General features: G+C 64.0%; 17 protein-coding genes. 12 read left to right on the top strand and 5 right to left on the bottom strand.

All coding sequences use genetic code 11. The annotated features are described in order from the left end of the window. Window positions 1-57 precede the first annotated feature (57 nt). From phnL to phnE (FJ867_RS06330), 6 genes are all read left to right on the top strand, one after another. Complete coding sequence (gene phnL, locus FJ867_RS06305) at window positions 58-765, top strand: phosphonate C-P lyase system protein PhnL (protein WP_140816818.1); 708 nt, start codon at window positions 58-60, stop codon at window positions 763-765. Continuing rightward, a complete protein-coding gene (locus FJ867_RS06310; RefSeq protein ID WP_140816820.1) occupies window positions 762-1,379 on the top strand; it encodes a DapH/DapD/GlmU-related protein in 618 nt (205 codons plus the stop codon). Before phnL ends, FJ867_RS06310 begins: the two co-directional genes overlap by 4 nt. Window positions 1,380-1,638: 259 nt before the next feature. Then, window positions 1,639-2,487: a phosphonate ABC transporter ATP-binding protein gene (gene phnC / locus FJ867_RS06315; RefSeq protein WP_140500368.1), complete on the top strand. Its 849-nt coding sequence runs from the start codon at window positions 1,639-1,641 to the stop codon at window positions 2,485-2,487. Between the two features lie 92 nt (window positions 2,488-2,579). After that, a complete protein-coding gene (gene phnD / locus FJ867_RS06320) occupies window positions 2,580-3,488 on the top strand; it encodes a phosphonate ABC transporter substrate-binding protein (protein WP_140500369.1) in 909 nt (302 codons plus the stop codon). Between the two features lie 58 nt (window positions 3,489-3,546). Then, a complete protein-coding gene (gene phnE, locus FJ867_RS06325) occupies window positions 3,547-4,503 on the top strand; it encodes a phosphonate ABC transporter, permease protein PhnE (RefSeq protein ID WP_140558348.1) in 957 nt (318 codons plus the stop codon). A gap of 2 nt (window positions 4,504-4,505) precedes the next feature. After that, window positions 4,506-5,864: a phosphonate ABC transporter, permease protein PhnE gene (gene phnE, locus FJ867_RS06330; protein ID WP_140664938.1), complete on the top strand. Its 1,359-nt coding sequence runs from the start codon at window positions 4,506-4,508 to the stop codon at window positions 5,862-5,864. A gap of 220 nt (window positions 5,865-6,084) precedes the next feature. On the opposite strand, the gene FJ867_RS06335 is transcribed toward phnE (FJ867_RS06330), so the two are convergent. From FJ867_RS06335 to FJ867_RS06345, 3 genes are read right to left on the bottom strand one after another with little or no spacing between them, the layout of a single operon-like run. Further along, window positions 6,085-6,936: a sugar phosphate isomerase/epimerase gene (locus FJ867_RS06335; RefSeq protein ID WP_140676621.1), complete on the bottom strand. Its 852-nt coding sequence runs from the start codon at window positions 6,934-6,936 to the stop codon at window positions 6,085-6,087. 38 nt (window positions 6,937-6,974) lie between these two features. Continuing rightward, window positions 6,975-8,162 (bottom strand): Gfo/Idh/MocA family oxidoreductase, encoded by a 1,188-nt coding sequence (locus FJ867_RS06340; RefSeq protein ID WP_140500376.1) that lies wholly within the window; start codon window positions 8,160-8,162, stop codon window positions 6,975-6,977. A gap of 55 nt (window positions 8,163-8,217) precedes the next feature. Next, window positions 8,218-9,273, bottom strand: a complete 1,056-nt coding sequence (locus tag FJ867_RS06345; RefSeq protein ID WP_140522580.1) for a sugar phosphate isomerase/epimerase — start codon at window positions 9,271-9,273, stop codon at window positions 8,218-8,220. A 399-nt stretch (window positions 9,274-9,672) separates the two neighbouring features. Between FJ867_RS06345 and FJ867_RS06350 the strand changes: the two genes are divergently transcribed. From FJ867_RS06350 to FJ867_RS06370, 5 genes are read left to right on the top strand one after another with little or no spacing between them, the layout of a single operon-like run. After that, complete coding sequence (locus FJ867_RS06350; protein ID WP_140500380.1) at window positions 9,673-10,560, top strand: sugar phosphate isomerase/epimerase; 888 nt, start codon at window positions 9,673-9,675, stop codon at window positions 10,558-10,560. A gap of 56 nt (window positions 10,561-10,616) precedes the next feature. Further along, window positions 10,617-11,786, top strand: a complete 1,170-nt coding sequence (locus FJ867_RS06355; protein ID WP_140500381.1) for a mandelate racemase/muconate lactonizing enzyme family protein — start codon at window positions 10,617-10,619, stop codon at window positions 11,784-11,786. 2 nt (window positions 11,787-11,788) lie between these two features. Then, window positions 11,789-12,505, top strand: a complete 717-nt coding sequence (locus FJ867_RS06360; protein ID WP_140513801.1) for a FadR/GntR family transcriptional regulator — start codon at window positions 11,789-11,791, stop codon at window positions 12,503-12,505. A 5-nt stretch (window positions 12,506-12,510) separates the two neighbouring features. Beyond that, the gene (locus tag FJ867_RS06365; RefSeq protein ID WP_140500385.1) at window positions 12,511-13,491 is read left to right on the top strand and encodes a hydroxyacid dehydrogenase; all 981 of its coding nucleotides are present in this window, start codon (window positions 12,511-12,513) and stop codon (window positions 13,489-13,491) included. A 41-nt stretch (window positions 13,492-13,532) separates the two neighbouring features. After that, complete coding sequence (locus FJ867_RS06370; RefSeq protein WP_140522584.1) at window positions 13,533-13,922, top strand: hypothetical protein; 390 nt, start codon at window positions 13,533-13,535, stop codon at window positions 13,920-13,922. A gap of 18 nt (window positions 13,923-13,940) precedes the next feature. Here FJ867_RS06370 and FJ867_RS06375 read toward each other — a convergent pair whose 3' ends face one another. After that, on the bottom strand, window positions 13,941-15,236 hold the full coding sequence (locus tag FJ867_RS06375; RefSeq protein WP_140816822.1) for an amidase: 1,296 nt from the start codon (window positions 15,234-15,236) through the stop codon (window positions 13,941-13,943). A 120-nt stretch (window positions 15,237-15,356) separates the two neighbouring features. On the opposite strand from FJ867_RS06375, the gene FJ867_RS06380 reads away from it, so the two are divergent. Next, complete coding sequence (locus tag FJ867_RS06380; RefSeq protein ID WP_140547393.1) at window positions 15,357-15,704, top strand: GFA family protein; 348 nt, start codon at window positions 15,357-15,359, stop codon at window positions 15,702-15,704. 120 nt (window positions 15,705-15,824) lie between these two features. Here FJ867_RS06380 and FJ867_RS06385 read toward each other — a convergent pair whose 3' ends face one another. Further along, a complete protein-coding gene (locus tag FJ867_RS06385) occupies window positions 15,825-17,039 on the bottom strand; it encodes an MFS transporter (protein WP_140816824.1) in 1,215 nt (404 codons plus the stop codon). Window positions 17,040-17,128 lie beyond the last annotated feature (89 nt).

A 17,128-nucleotide genomic window follows, 5' to 3' on the forward strand; every position in this document is an offset into this window, starting at 1 on the left:
GCCAGGTCACCCCCCTCTGGCCTGCCCGCAAACGAGTAACGATTGGAGTACCTTCTGATGCCGACGCCTCTCGTTGTCTCCGATCTCGCCAAAAGCTTCACCATGCATCTGCGCGACGGCATCAAACTGCCTGTCGTCGCCGGCGTCTCCTTCTCGATCCGCGCCGGTGAATGCACCGTGCTCGGCGGACCGTCCGGGGCCGGCAAGAGTTCGATCCTGAAAATGCTCTACGGCAATTACGCCGCCGACGAAGGCCAGATCATCGTCAGGCACGAAGACGGGCTGATCGACCTTGCCAGCGCCAGCCCGCGCACCGTGCTTGCCGTGCGCCGCCAGACCATCGGCTATGTCAGCCAGTTCCTGCGCACCGTGCCCCGCGTATCGGCGCTCGACGTCGTCGCTGAGCCGCTCGTAGAGCGCGGCGAGGATCGCGAAGCAGCAAGAAGCAAGGCGCGCGCCCTGCTGGCGCAGCTTAACCTGCCGGAAAAACTCTGGGCATTGCCGCCGGCGACCTTCTCCGGCGGCGAGCAGCAGCGCGTCAACATCGCGCGCGGCTTCATCACCAGGCACCCGATCCTGCTGCTTGACGAGCCGACCGCTTCGCTCGACGCAAGGAACCGCGATGTGGTGATCGAACTCATCGCCGCCAAGAAGGCGGCAGGCGTCGCCCTGCTCGGCATCTTCCACGACCATGATGTGCGCGAAGCGGTGGCCGACCGCATCATCGACGTCACCGCCTTCGCCCCGGGAAAGCTCGCCGCATGAGCAGGAAATTGTCGGAGACGCCGCTGGTTCATCCGACGGCGGACGTGGAGAATTCGAGGCTTGGCCGCTGGACCGAAATCGCCGATCGCTGTCGGGTTTCGGAAAGCGAACTCGGCGACTATTCCTACATGATGCAGGACTGCGCCGTCTGGTGTGCTACGATCGGCAAGTTCTCCAATATTGCGGCAAGTGTGCGCATCAACGCCACCAACCATCCGACCTGGCGGCCGACGCTGCACCATTTCACCTACCGCGCCTCGGACTATTGGGACGATGCCGAACATGAGAGCGAATTTTTCGCTGAGCGCCGTGCCAGGCGTATTTTCATCGGTCACGACACTTGGCTCGGCCACGGCTCGACGGTCCTGCCCGGCATCACCATTGGCGACGGTGCCGCGGTCGGCGCCGGTGCGGTGGTATCGAAGGATGTCGCTCCCTACACCATCGTCGCCGGCGTGCCGGCAAAGCCGATCCGCGAGCGCTTCGACCGCCGCACCGCCGAGCGCTACCAGGCGCTGGCCTGGTGGGATTGGGACCATGCAAGGCTGCGCGCCGCACTCGACGATTTCCGTCAGCTCGAGGCCGAAGCTTTCCTGGAAAAATACGATGGATGACGGTGGTGAATGGAATAGGGCTGCTCACCATTCGCATCCCTTACATAGAGTTCGGACAGGGGGCTGTCTTCTCAAGCCGCCTGCCTTCCGCAGCTTCAGGGACGTGGAGCATTTCGAGGAACTGATGGTCCTGGCCTGATCGCGCACGACACGGCTGTGGGTGGTAACAAAACTGACATCAATCCGACACCGCAGGTTCATGGCGCTGCGCTAGCGAGGGTCAACAGGACCTTCAACCGCGACTGGACGGGAACGCACCATGTCAGCCACGCTCGAAATCCGCGGCGTCACCCGACGATTTGGCAAGAACACCGCCGTTAACGATGTCAGCATCTCGATCCCGCAGGGTCAGATGGTCGGCGTCATCGGCCGTTCCGGCGCCGGCAAGTCGACCCTTCTGCGTATGATCAACCGCCTCATCGATCCCAGCCATGGATCGATTTTCTTCGACGGAGCCGAGGTCTCGCAATTGCGCGGTTCGCCGCTCAGGCGCTGGCAGCGCGACTGCGCCATGATCTTCCAGCAATTCAACCTTGTGCCGCGCCTCGACGTGCTGACCAATGTGCTGCTCGGCCGGCTGAACCATCGTCCGACCCTGTCGAACCTTTTCGGCATGTTCTCGCGAACCGAATGTGCGCAGGCGGTCGCGGCCCTCGAGCGGCTCGACATCGCCCGTACCGCGCTGCAGCCCGCCGGCACCTTGTCGGGCGGCCAGCAGCAGCGTGTCGCCATTGCCCGCGCCATGATGCAGCAGCCCCGGGTGATCCTGGCCGACGAACCGATCGCTTCGCTCGACCCGCTCAACGCCAAGGTGGTGATGGATTCGCTGCAGGACATCAATTTGCGCGAAGGCATCACCGTGGTCACCAACCTGCACACGCTGGACACCGCCCGTACCTATTGCAACCGCATCATCGGCATGGCCGCGGGCAAGGTCGTGTTCGACGGGCCGCCGGAGGAGCTTAACCGCGAGGCCGTCCGTCTCGTCTATGGCGCCGACAGCAATGGCGGCGAAATCTCCGAGGCCATCACCTCCACCAGCGTTGCCTTCAAGCAAAAGATCGCCGCATCTGCCGGACCGCTCGAACCCGCGTTCCCGGGTTACTGAGAGCGGACATGGATCGCCAGCCCGCGTCAGGGCACCCGTCAAAATCACCAACGCCGCCGGCGCGGGGCCGGAACCTACAGGAGAGAAATCAGATGTTCAGGAAGATGGTTTTCAGCGCCGTTTCGGTGCTCGCAATGGCCACCGGCGCGGCGCATGCCGCCGATATGAAGGAATTCCGCGTCGGCATCCTCGGCGGCGAGAACGAAACCGACCGGCTGCGCAACTACCAGTGCCTCGCCGATCACCTGAAGGCTGAATTCGGCTTCGAGAAGGTCTCGCTGTTTCCGGCCGCTGACTATGACGGTGTCATCCAGGGCCTTCTCGGCGGCACGCTCGACTTCGCCGAACTCGGCGCTTCCGGCTATGCCAGCGTCGTCCTCAAGGATCCCAAGGCGGTGACCCCGATCCTCACCACCCAGCAGACCGACGGCGCGACCGGCTACTATTCGATCGGCCTGGCGCTGAAGTCTTCCGGCATCACCGACATCAAGTCGGCCAAGGGCAAGAAGCTCGGCTACGCCGATCCGGATTCGACCTCCGGCTATCTGATCCCGCTGACGCAGATTCCGAAGGACACGGGCGCGTCGAACGAGACCTTCTTCGCCTCGACCCAGTTCAATGGCGGCCATGAGAACAATGTGCTCGCCGTGCGAGACGGCAAGGTCGACGTGGCCGTGGACGATTCCTCCGGCATCGGCGACTTCAAGGACGGCTACACCTCCGGCACCTTCCACAAGGAAGTCGCCAAGGGCGCCGTCGACCCCAACGACTTCGTCGAGGTCTGGCGCTCGGGCCTGATCCCGAACGGTCCGCTGGTCGTGCGCACGGCGCTCGGCGACGAGATGACGGCCAAGCTGGCGGCCTTCTTCACCGACCTGCCCAAGAAGGACAAGGCTTGCTTCGAAGGCGTCGAAGGCGGTGATTTTACCGGCTACGTTCCGGTGAAGGCGGATTTCTACAACGTCATCGTCGAAGCCCGTAAGGCAGCCATCGGCGGCTAAAGGCAGAAGTCAGGAAGGGCGGCGTCGAGAAAACGCCGCCCTTCTTGCATCTCCGACCATGACCCTTTCCCTGACAGCTCCTTCCGGCGCCACGCACCAGATGGCCGACGCCTGGCGTCGCCAGACCTCCTTGCGCCGGCTCTACACCGCCATCGGCGTCGGCCTGCTGTTGGTCGCACTCGGCGGCACCATGTGGTTCGCCGACGATGCCAATGCCGGACACTTCTTCGACCGGCTTCCGCACATACTGGATTTCCTGAGCTGGCTCGTTCCCAAGGACTGGAACGATGTCTGGCGGGCGCTGTTCGACATCGCCTCCCCCCATGACACGGGCACGCAGGAATTCAACTTTCCGCTCGGCCGCGCCTATGTCTGGGGCGGCTTCTACATCCCCGAATATTTCGAGCTGATGCTGACCACGCTTAACGTGGCGCTGGTCTCGACATCAATTGGTTTCGTCTTCGCCGTGCCGTTCTCCTTCATCGCGGCGCGCAACCTGACGCCGCATCCGCTGCTGCGGCTTGTCGTCAAGCGCTTCATGGAACTGCTGCGGGCTTTTCCCGAGATCGTCATCGCCGGCCTGTTCGCGGCCATCGTTTCGATAGGTCCGATCGCCGCCATCATCGCCATCGGTCTGCATTCGATCGGCGCGTTGGGCAAGCTGTTCTATGAGATCAACGAGAATATCGACATGCGCGCCGAGGAAGGCCTGCGGGCCGTCGGCGCCAACTGGTTCGAACGGGTACGCTTTGCCGGCCTGCCGCAGGTGCTGCCCAATTTCATGTCGTATACGCTGCTCAGGATCGAGATCAACGTGCGCATCTCCACCATTATGGGCGCGGTCGGCGGCGGGGGTATCGGCGAGGAGCTGAAGCTGTCGATCTCGCGCGGCTTCGGCGCCAAGACGATAGCCTTGGTGCTGCTCCTGTTCACGACCATCTTCATCGTCGACCAGTTCTCCGCCTGGCTGCGCCGCAAGCTGGTCGGCGAACAGGCCTTTGTGATGAGCGCCTGATCATGACCGCCGCCGAAATTCAGTCGATCGAGGAACGCTTCCCGCAAGTGTTCCGCCGGCCGTTCCACAAGCGCTTCGGGCCGCTGCTGCTGCTTGGCGGCATCTTGCTCTACCTGCTCTACGCGCTGTGGTTCTTCAATCTGCCGCAAGTGCTGCGGGAATCGCATTGGGAGCGGCTGCCGCTGTTCCTGACCCAGTGGATCAGTTACGACGTGCAGCCGATCTTCCGCCTCGACGAGCCGCAGATAACGGCCAAATACCCCCGCTTTTCTGTACTCGGCCCCAATCCCCACCCGGATTGGGTCAAGACCAACGCCGACGGTTCGGTGACGGTCCTGATCGACGGCACGGCGAAGTCGGTCACCTTCGACAAGGCACGAGCAACGATCGTCGCCGCTGGGACGAGCGTGGCGGTGGCGCTGGACAGCGGCAAGCCGCTGGTCTCGGGACCTGTTCCCGACTGGGTCACCGTGCATGAGGATGAGGTCGTCGCCGACATGGGCTTCGCCGGCGAGGTCCGCGTCGCCCCCGATCGCGTCAGGATCCGCAAGCGCTTTCTCGGCTGGGCGAACTTCGTCTTCGACACACGCTCGCCCTTCTTCGGAAAATCCGCCGGCGAGGTGGTGTCACTGATCACGTCGGGCCCCGAGCTGAAAGCGGGTACCTCCAATCTGGCGCTCGCCGGCAACAACATCTGGAACAATGCGCAGTGGCAGCATGGCGATGTCTGGACAAAGCTGTTGCAGACCATCGTCATGGCCTTTCTCGGCACCGCGCTCGGCGGCATCGTCGCCTTCCCGCTCGCCTTCTTCGCCGCCCGCAACATCACCCCCAACCGGCTGGTCAACCAACTGCTCAAGCGCTTCTTCGACTTCATGCGCTCCATCGATATGCTGATCTGGGCACTGTTCTTCACGCGCGCCTTCGGACCGGGTCCGCTGGCCGGCAGCGCCGCGATCTTCTTCACCGAGATCGGCACGCTCGGCAAAACCTATTCCGAGGCGCTGGAGAACATCGATGACAAGCCGCGCGAGGGTGTTGTGTCGACAGGCGCCAACCGTCTTCTGGTGCAGCGCTACGGCGTACTGCCGGAAGTGGTGCCGGTGTTCATCAGCCAGACGCTCTATCAGTGGGAATCCAACACCAGGGGCGCGACCATCATCGGCGCCGTCGGTGCCGGCGGCATCGGCCTGAAACTGTGGGAAGCGATGCGCACCAATTCCAACTGGGCCAACGTCTTCTACATGGTGCTGCTGACGCTGGTCGTGGTCTTCATCTTCGACAACATTTCCAATTTCCTGCGCCGCAGGCTGAGCCGGACGATTCATGACTACAACAGGTTGCAGGCCGAACTGGGCTAACCTTGTGACGCATAAGCGCGGGCATCGTATGGTGCCGCGCCAAGGGTCGACCCCCACTCCGTCGAGCTGCGCTCGACACCTCTCCCCCGATCGACGGGGGAGAGGAATGGCGCCAGGCCGTCCTGGCTGACGCCTGTCGCCCTAGGCCGAGGCTTCTTTCTATCCGCCAAAGGTCGCCGACGCAGGTCTTGTTCGCGTCACTATCGCCCGACCAAGGCACCTAGGCGGCCTTCTTCCACCCGTTCTTGATATGCTTATATCCATCCCGATAAACCGCTTCCGGGCTCTCGGAAAAATCGCGCCACACCTTGGTCGCCGCCGCGAGATCCTTCAGCGAACGTCCAAACGCCTCGATCGTCAGCCAGTCGTCGTAGCCGCTCTTGCGGATGGCCGAGAATGTTTCCTTCCAGGGGATGTTGCCGCGCCCCGGCACGCCGCGATCGTTCTCCGATATATGGATATGCACGACATTCCTGCGATGCTTCGTATAGGCGCCGATCGGGTCTGCCTCCTCGATATTGGCGTGGAAGGTGTCGTACATCGCCTTGATGTGCGGCCGGTCGATGGCATCGATATGCTCCGACAGGTCGGCCATCGTGTTGAGGAGATAGCATTCGAAGCGGTTGAGCGCCTCGAGCCCGATGGTGACGTTCCGCTTGCCGGCATGATCGCCGATGGCGCGCTGCGAGGCGACGGAGCGTTTCTTCTCGGCCGCGGTCGGGCCGGACCCGGAAAAGGCGCCGAGCGTCGAATGCAAGGGGCCGCTCAGCGTTCTGGCGCCGAGGGCATCTGCGCAATCGATCGCCCATTTCATGTAGTCGACACCGGCCTTGCGCGTTGCCGCATCGGCCGAGATCAGGTTCATCGCCGGATCGCCCATCGCTGAAACGGCGGTCCGTTCAAGCCCTATGCGATCGAGCAGCTCGCCGAGTTTTCTGTAGTCGTCCGGCATGCCGGCAAAGATCGGTATCTCGACGCCGTCGAAGCCGGTGGCCTTGATGTCGCGAAGCAATGGCTCGTGCTTCTTCGATACGGCCGTCGTCCACAAGAACATGCACATGCCGATTTTCATCGACGCCCCTCCCCAAAATGATCCCCCGCGAGGTCAATTTAAAGTTTCGTCCACGCTCCATTCTTCTTCGACGATTTCACGCAGGCCTCGATGAAGGCCATGCCCTCCACGCCGTCCTGAATGGTCGGGAACACGACGTCCTTGGCAGGTTTGCCGCCCTTGCGCCGCGCGGCGCGGATGGCGCGTGCGGCCTCCTGGTAGATGTTGGCGAAGCCTTCGAGATAGCCTTCGGGATGGCCGGAGGGAACGCGGCTGACACGGCCCGCCACCGGCAGCGCGCCGGCGCCGTTGCGGGTGATCAGCTGCTTGGGCTGGCCGAACGGCGTATACCAGAGATAGTTCGGATCGGCCTGCACCCATTCCAGCCCGCCCTTCGAACCATAGATGCGCAGCTTCAGCCCGTTCTCATGGCCGGGCGCCACCTGGCTTGCCCAGATCATGCCTTTTGCCGCATGCGTCTTGCCGACCGGCTTGAAGCGCAGCATCACGTTGACATTGTCGTCGAGCTGCCGTCCCGGCACGAAGGCGTCGAGATCGGCCGACAGCGTGTCGAGTTCCAGCCCGGAGACAAAGCGGGCAAGATTGTAGGCATGCGTGCCGATGTCGCCGAGCGCGCCGCCGGCACCGGCCTGCTTGGGGTCGGAACGCCACGCCGCCTGTTTTTGACCGGTGGCGGCAAGGTCCTCCGTCAGCCAGTCCTGCGGATATTCCGACTGCACGATGCGGATGTCGCCGAGCACGCCCTTGGCCACCATCTCGCGCGCCTGGCGGATCATCGGATAGGCGGTGTAATTGTGGGTCAGCACGAACACCTTGCCGGTCTTCTCGACGATCGCCGCGAGCTTCTTTGCCTCGGCCAGCGTCGTCGCCAGCGGCTTGTCGCAGATGACATGGATGCCGGCTTCAAGAAACGCCCTGGCCGCCGGCACATGCACATTGTTCGGAGTGACGATGGCCACCGCCTCGATGCCATCCGGGCGCTTTGCCTCGGCCTTGGCCATCTCGGCATAGGACGCGTAGCTGCGCGAAGGGTCGAGCCCGAGCTCGGCGGCAGAGGCCTTGGCGCGCGCCGGATCGGACGACAGCGCGCCGGCGACCAGCACGAACTCATTGTCCATGCGCGCCGCGATCCGGTGCACCGCGCCGATGAAAGCGCCTTGCCCGCCACCGACCATGCCATAGCGGATCGGGCCGCCTCCCGTTTCCGACTTCGATGCACCGACCATGTCGTCTCCCTCGTGTCTGAGATACCTCCCCCTCGAGGGAGAGGGAAAACCCGCGCTAGATTCCCATCATGGCGCGCAGCACCTTCTTATCCGTGGCACCGCCGGCGAAATCGTCGAACGCCTTCTCCGTCACCCGGATAATGTGGTGCTGGATGAAGGGCGCGCCTTCGGCCGCGCCATCTTCCGGATGCTTCAGGCAGCACTCCCACTCCAGCACCGCCCAGGAATCATAATTGTACTGCGTCAGCTTGGAGAAGATGCCGCCGAAATCCACTTGTCCGTCGCCCAGCGAGCGGAAGCGGCCGGCGCGGTTCGTCCAGCTCTGGTAGCCGGAATAAACGCCTTGCCGCCCGGTCGGATTGAACTCGGCGTCCTTGACGTGGAAGGCCTTGATGCGCTCGTGGTAGATGTCGATGAATTCGAGATAGTCGAGCTGCTGCAACAGGAAGTGCGACGGATCGTAATTGATGTTGCAGCGCTTGTGGCCGCCGACCGCGTCGAGGAACATCTCGAACGTCGCCCCGTCGAACACATCCTCGCCGGGATGGATTTCGTAGCCGACGTCGACGCCATTGTCCTCGTAGACATCGAGGATCGGCTTCCAGCGCTTGCCTAGTTCTGCGAACGCCTCTTCGATCAATCCGGCCGGCCGCTGTGGCCAGGGATAGAGGTAGGGGAAAGCCAGCGCGCCGCTGAAGCTCACCGAGACGTCGAGCCCGAGATTGCGCGACGCCTTGGCCCCGAACTGCATCTGTTCGACCGCCCATTGTTGCCGCGCTTTGGGGTTGTTGTGCACCGAAGCCGGCGCAAAGCCGTCGAACTGCGCGTCATAGGCCGGATGCACCGCCACCAATTGCCCCTGCAGATGCGTCGATAGTTCGGTGATCTCAACGCCGGCGTCGGCACAGATGCCCTTCACCTCGTCGCAATAGGCCTTGGAAGACGCAGCCTTTTGGAGGTCGAACAAGCGCGCGTCCCAGGTCGGGATCTGCACGCCCTTATAGCCGAGGCCGGCCGCCCATTTTGTGATCGATGCAAGCGAATTGAACGGCGCTGCATCGCCCGCGAACTGCGCCAGGAACAGTCCAGGGCCCTTCATCGTCCTCGGCATCGGCATCCTCCCTCATTGTTGTCGCGCCCGAGCATAGCGCCGATTGAAGACAGAGCCAGCCACTTTGGTCTGTTCTCAACGGTCACTTGCGTGCATTGTCATTCTGGTATTACCAAACGTGGCGATTTGGTCAAGCCTTGCCACTCACATTCAGAGCCCTCCACCGTGCCACGGGAGGGCAGCATAGTCCAATATAATCAATGGAGTAATCCAGACATCAAGTTGCCATCGCACAGTTCTTGCCGCGCGTGGGAAATTGCTGTAGACCTCGTCTTGGGCCCAATTGGTCGAACCAGTTTGCGAAGAAATGCTGGAACGCCTTGGGGAGGAACCGTCCGTCACATCCGGTGACGGCATGTTGCAGGCGAACCATTAGGGACGATCCGGGAAGGACAGACCATGCATCTTTCGACGCACAACTGGATGCGCGCGGAACCGTTGGAGACGACGCTCAAGCGCATCAAGAAATTCGGCTATGAGTCGATCGAGATTTCCGGCGAGCCCGACCAATACAAGACCAAGGAGACGCGCGCGCTCCTGAAGGAGCACGGCATACGCTGCTGGGGCGCCGTGACCTTGATGCTGGGCGAACGCAACCTTGCCGCCCGGGACCAGGGCCAGCGCGAGCGCTCCGTGCAATACGTCAAGGACGTGTTGACCATGGTCAGCGAACTCGACGGCGAGATCATCACGCTGGTTCCCGCGACCGTCGGCAAGGTCGTGCCGGACGGCACCGAGGAAGAGGAATGGAAGTGGGTGGTCGATGCCACCAGGGAGTGCTTCACCCACGCCAAGAAGGTCGGCGTCAAGATCGCGGTCGAGCCACTCAACCGTTTCGAGACCTACCTGTTCAATCGCGGCGCCCAGGCCCTGGCATTGGCCGACGCTGTCAGCCCGGAATGTGGCGTCTGCCTGGACGCCTACCACCTCCATATGGAGGAATTTAACGTTTACGACGCGATCCGTAAGGTCGGGAAGCGCCTGTTCGACTTCCATGTCGCCGATAATAACCGCTTCGCCGCAGGCCTTGGCCAGATCGACTGGCCGAAGATCGTCGCGACCTTGCGGGAGGTCGGCTATGACGGGGCGCTGACCAACGAGTTCGTCGCGCCTGTCGACCGCACCCCGGCCGCGCCCTACCCCGACATGGTCGAACGCCACCCGGTCGACATCTCGCCCGAGCAGCTCAAATTCATCCAGGATCACGGCTCCAGCGTGCTGACGGAAAAGTTCTACACCGACCAGATGCGGATCACTGCCGAAACGTTGCTGCCGCTGATCAAGTAGCCGATCCGATTGGGAATGAGCCCTCCCGCCATCCGGCGGCAGGGCCGGGGAAGACCATGCGCATCAAAAGCGTCCAGGCCTGGTGGATTCGCATACCGATCGAGGCGGCCAAGCAGCACCGCAGCGATTTCGGTCAGGTGACGACCTTCGACGCCGCCATCCTGCGCATCGAAACCGATGACGGGCTGGTCGGCTGGGGCGAAGGCAAGAACGCCGCCGGCAGCGCCGGCAGCTATGGTGCGCTCGTCCATATGCTGAACCGCGAGGTCGGGCCGCAGCTCGTCGGCCGCGATCCGGCCGATATCGGCATCATCTGGGAAATGCTCTACAACGGCGTGCGCCACGACAGCGCGGCGCGCGCCGGCCATGCCATGCCGCAGCTGGCGCGGCGCGGCATGAGCGTGGCCGCCATCAGCGCCGTCGACATCGCGCTCTGGGACATACTGGGCAAATCGCTCGGGCAGCCGGTCTGGCGGCTGATCGGTGGGCGCAAGCTCGATCGCATGCCGGCCTACGCCTCGGGTGGCTGGGCGTCCGCCGACGCGATCGGCGACCAGCTCAAATCCTATGTCGCCAGGGGCGGCTTCAAGGCGCTGAAGATGCGCATCGGCGCCATGGATGGCGCCGCGCATGTGTCGGCCGCTCGCGTTCGCGCCGCCCGTGAGGCGCTCGGCCCCGACGTCGAGTTGATGGTCGACGCCCATGGCACCTATACGGTGGCGGAGGCCAAGCGTTTCATCCATCTCGCCGGCGATCTCGACCTTGCCTGGTTCGAGGAGCCGGTGATCGCCGACGACAAGTCCGGCCTTGCCGAAGTCCGTGCCTCCGGCGCCATACCGATCGCCACCGGCGAAAGCGATGCGACCCGCTATGCCTTCCGCGACCTCGCCGTGCTCAAGGCCGCCGACATCTTCCAGCCCGATCCCGCCTTCTGCGGCGGCATCAGCGAGGCCATGAAGATCGGAACCATCGCCAGCGCCTTCAACCTGCGCTTTGCGCCGCATCTATGGGCCGGCGCGCCCTGCTTCTTCGCCGGGCTGCATGTCTGCGCCGCCTCGCCGTCGAGCTTCACCGTCGAATATTCGCTCGGTGCCAATCCGATGATCCACGACCTTGTCGAAGAGACTGTCGAAGCCAGGGACGGTATGATAGCGATCCCCGAAAAACCCGGATTGGGATTCACCATTTCGGAGCGATTCCTGGAGGCGCACGCGCAACGCAATTGACGATGAAAGAAAACAACCTTCTCGCGGAGCTTGCCGCCTATCTGTTCTCCCATTCCGACAAGGAGACGGGCCGAACCCCGTCGGAACGCGAACTGGCGGAGCATTTCGGCGTCAGCCGCGGCCAGATCCGCGAGGCGCTGGCCATTCTCGAGGCCATGCGCATCGTCGAGCGCAGGGCCAAGTCCGGCATCTATATCGACACCAAGCAGGCCAGCGTCGAGGCGCTGGCGCTGTTCGCGCGCGCCGGCCTGCCGCTCGATCCCTTGCAGATCTACGAGACGGTCGAATTGCGCAAGATCCATGAGATCAAGGCGGCCGAACTTGCATGCTCGCGTGCCACCGAGGAGAATTTCGAACGGCTGCGCGAGATCCTGAAGGCCTCGGAAGAACGCATCGCGGCAGGTGAAGGCCTCGCCAAGGAGGACCGCGAATTCCATCTCGAGATCGTGCGCGCCACCAAGAATGGCGTCTTCCACAACATCTGCAGCGTTTACTATTTGATGGGCGAGCAGCGCCTGCCGATCTACTTCAACGATCCGGAGCGCAGCGTGCGCTCGCATGCCGAACACATCCAGATATACGAGGCGCTGCTGCGGCGCGACGGCAATCTCGCCCAGGCGCTGATGAGCGCCCACCTGCAGGGCGCGGAAAGCTACTGGAAGGGGCTGATCGAAGGCCTCGGGGCGGCGCCGCAAAACCCGACGCTCGAACAGGCCTGACGGGGATGACGCGCATCCTGTCGACGCACAGACTGCATCCGCGCGCCGCGGCCATGCTGGCGGGGGCGGGTGAGCTTGTCGTCGCCTCGGCCATCGATCCGGGCACGCTGGCCGCCGAGGCGAGGAATGCCGACATCGTCATTGTGCGCGCGCCCCTGCCGCCACTGTTGTTCGAGGGTGCCACCAGGTTGCGGGCAGCGATCCGCCATGGCGCCGGGCTCGACATGATCCCGATGGAAGCAGCGACCGCGGCAGGTGTGCTGGTCGCCAACGTGCCGGCGGTCAACGCACGCTCGGTGGCCGAGCATGTGATGTTTGCAGCCCTCGCCCTGCTTCGGCAGTTTCGTGTCGTCGACCGCGACCTGCGCGCCAAGGGCTGGCTTGCCGGTCGCGAGCACGCCAATTCCAACATCGAGCTCGCCGGCAAGACGATCGGCATCGTCGGTCTCGGCGCCGTCGGACAGGCCGTTGGCCATATCGCCGCGCATGGGTTCGACCTGAAAGTGGTCGCAACGACCCGCAGCATGCAGCCGGCGCCGGACAAGGTCGGCTTCCTGTCGATCGACGCGCTGGTCGAGCAGAGCGACATCATCGTCCTGTGCTGTCCGCTGACGCCGGAAACGCGCGGCCTGATCAGCCGCGAACGCATATCGCGCATGAAACCCAACGCGCTGCTGATCAACGTGTCGCGCGGGCCCGTCGTCGATGACGACGCGCTGATCGAGGCCTTGCGGGAGCGCCGCATCGGCGGTGCCGCGCTCGACGTGTTCTCGACGCAGCCGCTGCCACCGGATCATCCCTATTTCAGCTTCGACAATGTCGTCATCACCCCGCACATGGCCGGCATCACCGAGGAATCGATGATGCGCATGGGCGTTGGCGCGGCCGGCGAGGCCCTGCTGGTGCTGGCAGGCAAATTGCCGGTCAATCTGCGCAACCCGGAAGTGGTCGGGCACTATCGGCGACGGTTTCCCGCCGACAGCTAGACCATCGCCGTTTCGCCCCAATTCTTCGCGACGCTGGAGCCATGTCCGTTCTCCGCCTCGCATTCCTTTGCCTTGCCACCACTTCAGCGGGCCTGCTGCCCTCGCTCGCCGCGGCCAAAAGCAGCTATGTCTATTGCGACAACGGGCTGCGCTGCTTCAAGGCTCCCTGCCCATCGAACAGCGTGCTCGACCTCGCCACCGGCAAGATCATCAAGGGCGTGTCGATCGACACCGGCGGATTGCCGACGAAGGACAAGGCGATGGTCGAGGCGTCGGATGCGCTCTCTGCCGGCAAGATTGTCGTCAGGGGATCGATCGAGCGACGCACCCAGACCATCACCGGCAAGCAATACAGCCTGCCGTGGCTGATCGCGACGGCCGTCGAGCGCGCCGCCAAGGACAGCGAACGCAAGCACTGCTCTTCACACTGACATTCGGTTCAGTCCCGATCAGCCGCCCAGCAATCTCTCCACTTCAGCGGCGATGCTCAGCAGACGGCGGTCATGGCCGTGGCGCGCCACCAGCATCAAGCCGGCCGGCAGCGCCATGCCTGGTATCGGCAGCGAGATCGCGCAGAGATCGAACTGGTTGGCCACCTGCGTGTTGCGCAGCAGCAGGCCCTCCGTGCGATCGCGCAGACCGGCATCTTGCGCCAGGGAGACGATGGTCGGCGCCGTCACCGGCGTGGTTGGCAGGGCCAGCACATCGACCGACGTCAGCCGCTCATCCGTGGCGGCGGCCAACGCAGCACGGCGACGCAGTGCCCTGATGTAAACCGGGGTCGGCAGCATTGCCGCCCGCGACAAGGGTCCGCTCACATGCGGGTCAACCGGCACCGGAGCGCCTGCCGCCAACCAGTCTGCATGCACTTCAGCCCCTTCCATCGCGGCGATCGAACCACGTTTTGTGACCGCGCGAAGGTCCGCGATCAGGTCGTCGATCGACAGGTCCGCGACCCGTGCGCCGGCCTGCTCGATCTTGCCGAGGCAGCGCTCGAACGCTGCTGCCACCGCGCCTTCAGTCTCTCCGAAAAGCACGCCGCGCGGGAGACCGATGCGCAACCCCGCAAGGGCGAGTGGCGCCGGCAGCGCCAAGTCCTCGCCCGCCATCACCGCATCGGCTGCGGCGCATTGCGCCACGGTGCGGGCGAGCGGGCCGACCGAGTCCAGCGTGGCCGACAGTGGAAAGGCGCCTGTGAGCGGCACCCGCCGCGCCGTCGGCTTGAAGCCGACGACGCCGTTGAGTGCCGCCGGAATACGGATCGATCCGCCAGTGTCGGAACCGATGGAGATTTCGCTCGTCCCCTCGCCGACGGAAACGCCGGCGCCGGAGGAAGAGCCGCCGGGAATGCGGTCGGCATCGGTCGCGTTGCCGGGCGTGCCATAGTGCTGGTTGTCGCCGATGGCGGTAAAGGCGAACTCGGTCATGTTGGTCTTGCCGATGATCACCGCGCCGGCTTGCCGCAGCCGGCGCACAATCATGGCGTCGCCAATTGCCGGCGCAGCATCCTTGAGCAGCAGCGATCCGGCCGTGGTCGCCTCGCCGCAGACATCGAACAGGTCCTTGATCGAAATGATCGTTCCGTCGAGCGGTCCGAGCCTCACGCCGGCCCTCCGCCGCGCGTCGGCGGCATCGGCTGCGGCTCGCGCGGCTTCGATATAGAGTTTCGTGAACACACGTTCTTCACCGGCACGGGCGGCGAGACGCGCAAGGATAGTTTCCAGGTGATCGCGGACGGATTGCATCTTCGGTGTCGGACTCCGGACCTCTGGGACGTCTTAAGCTTAGCAGCCAGCGCGTGGCGTGCCGAGACTTAACCCGGCGCGGGCGGTTTTGCACCCCTGGCGGACGCAAGGAAGAGAACGATGCTCTACAAAGGCAGCTGTCATTGCGGCAAGGTCGCTTTCGAGTTCGAGGCGGAACTGACCGAAGCCGTGCGGTGCAATTGCTCGATCTGCTCGCGCAAGGGCGCCTTGCTGTGCGCCGTTCCGCATCAGGCGCTGCGGGTGCTGGCCTGGAGCGACGAGATCGGCACCTACACATTCGGCAACTGCGCCATCGCGCACCGCTTCTGTCGCACCTGCGGCATCCATCCTTTCGCCGAGGATGTGCGCGAGGGGAGTGAACGCAGCGCCTACATTAACGTCAACTGTGTCGCCGATGTCGATCCGTCCGCCTTGTCGATCTTCGACTTCGATGGGCGTTCAGCCTGAATTTCGCCGGCAGCCTGCCGCGTCTGCCTGTCAGCGACGCCGCCATCGCAAAGGCAACGGCCCGAGAACCATGATGGTTCTCGGGCCGTTGCGCAAGTCAGGGATGGTTGTCGGGAGAGCCTACCCGGCGCGTTTTGGGCCGAGCAGGAACACCACGACGGCGGCCAGCAAAGTCGCCGCGCCGCAATAGGCGAAGGCACTGGCGACGCCGGCATGATCGACCAGCAGGCCGCCAAAGACGGCGCCGAGCGCAATCGCCATCTGGAAGGTCGCGACCATCAGGCCGCCGGCGCTCTCGGCCTGATCGGGCGCGGCCCGCACCAGCCAAGTCTGCAGCCCGACCGGCACCGCGCCGAAAGCAAAGCCCCAGGCCGCGACCGCGGCGGCGGCGACCGCCGGCGAAGCGCCGAAGACCAGCATCGAGGCGGCGGCCGCTGCGATCAGCAGGGGCGCCAGCGCGACGGCGGCCTTGAGATTGCGTTCGGCCAGGATGCCGCCGGCGATATTGCCGAAGAAGCCGCCTATGCCATAGGCCAGGAGCACCAGCGAGATTGTCTCGATGCCGAGCATCGGGATCTTCTCGAGGAAGGGGCGCACATAGGTGAAGCCGGCAAAGTGCCCCGAAGCGACCAGCAGCACGACCAGCAGCGCCACCCTGATGGACGGGCGTTCCAGCACCTCGAGCAAAGTGCGGAAACTTGCCACGCCCATCGGCGGCAGTTTCGGAATGGTGGCCACCTGCACCAACAACGCCAGCGCGGCGACGACCGTGGCGATCATGAAAGCCGTGCGCCAGCCCCAGATATCACCGACATAGGCGCCGACAGGGGCGGCGGTGACGGTGGCCAGCGAAACGCCGGTCAGGATGATCGACATGGCGCGTGGCATCAGCCGCATAGGCACCAGCCGCAACGCCATGGCCGCCGACATCGCCCAGAAGCCGCCGAGTGCAACGCCGAGCACGACGCGGGCAAGCAGAAGCATGGACAGCGACGAGGCAAAGGCGGCCAAAAGGTTCGAGGCGATCAGAAACGCGGTCAGCATCCACATCACCAGCCTGCGGTCCATGCGCCGTGTTATGATCGCCATTGTGGGGGCGGCAATGGCGCCGACGATCGCGGTCGCGGTGACCGCTTGTCCCGCAACGCCTTCGCTGACGCCGAGATCGCTCGCCATCGGCGTCAACAGGCTGGCGGGCAGGAATTCCGCCGTGACGAGACCGAAAACACCAAGCGCCAGCGAGACGACGGCGCCCCATGCCGGCTCGGTTCGTTCCTCCTGATCGACAGTGTTCAATAGGGCGGCGTCGACGACGCCCGTCGCGGGTTCGGCCATGGGCAGTCTCCGATGAAGTTGCAGCGCAACATTTGGCTGCACTGCAACATAGGGAGTGACGACCTGGAGTTTCCATGCTAGAAACACCA

The organism is Mesorhizobium sp. B2-5-3 (assembly GCF_006441005.1).
GTDB lineage: Bacteria > Pseudomonadota > Alphaproteobacteria > Rhizobiales > Rhizobiaceae > Mesorhizobium.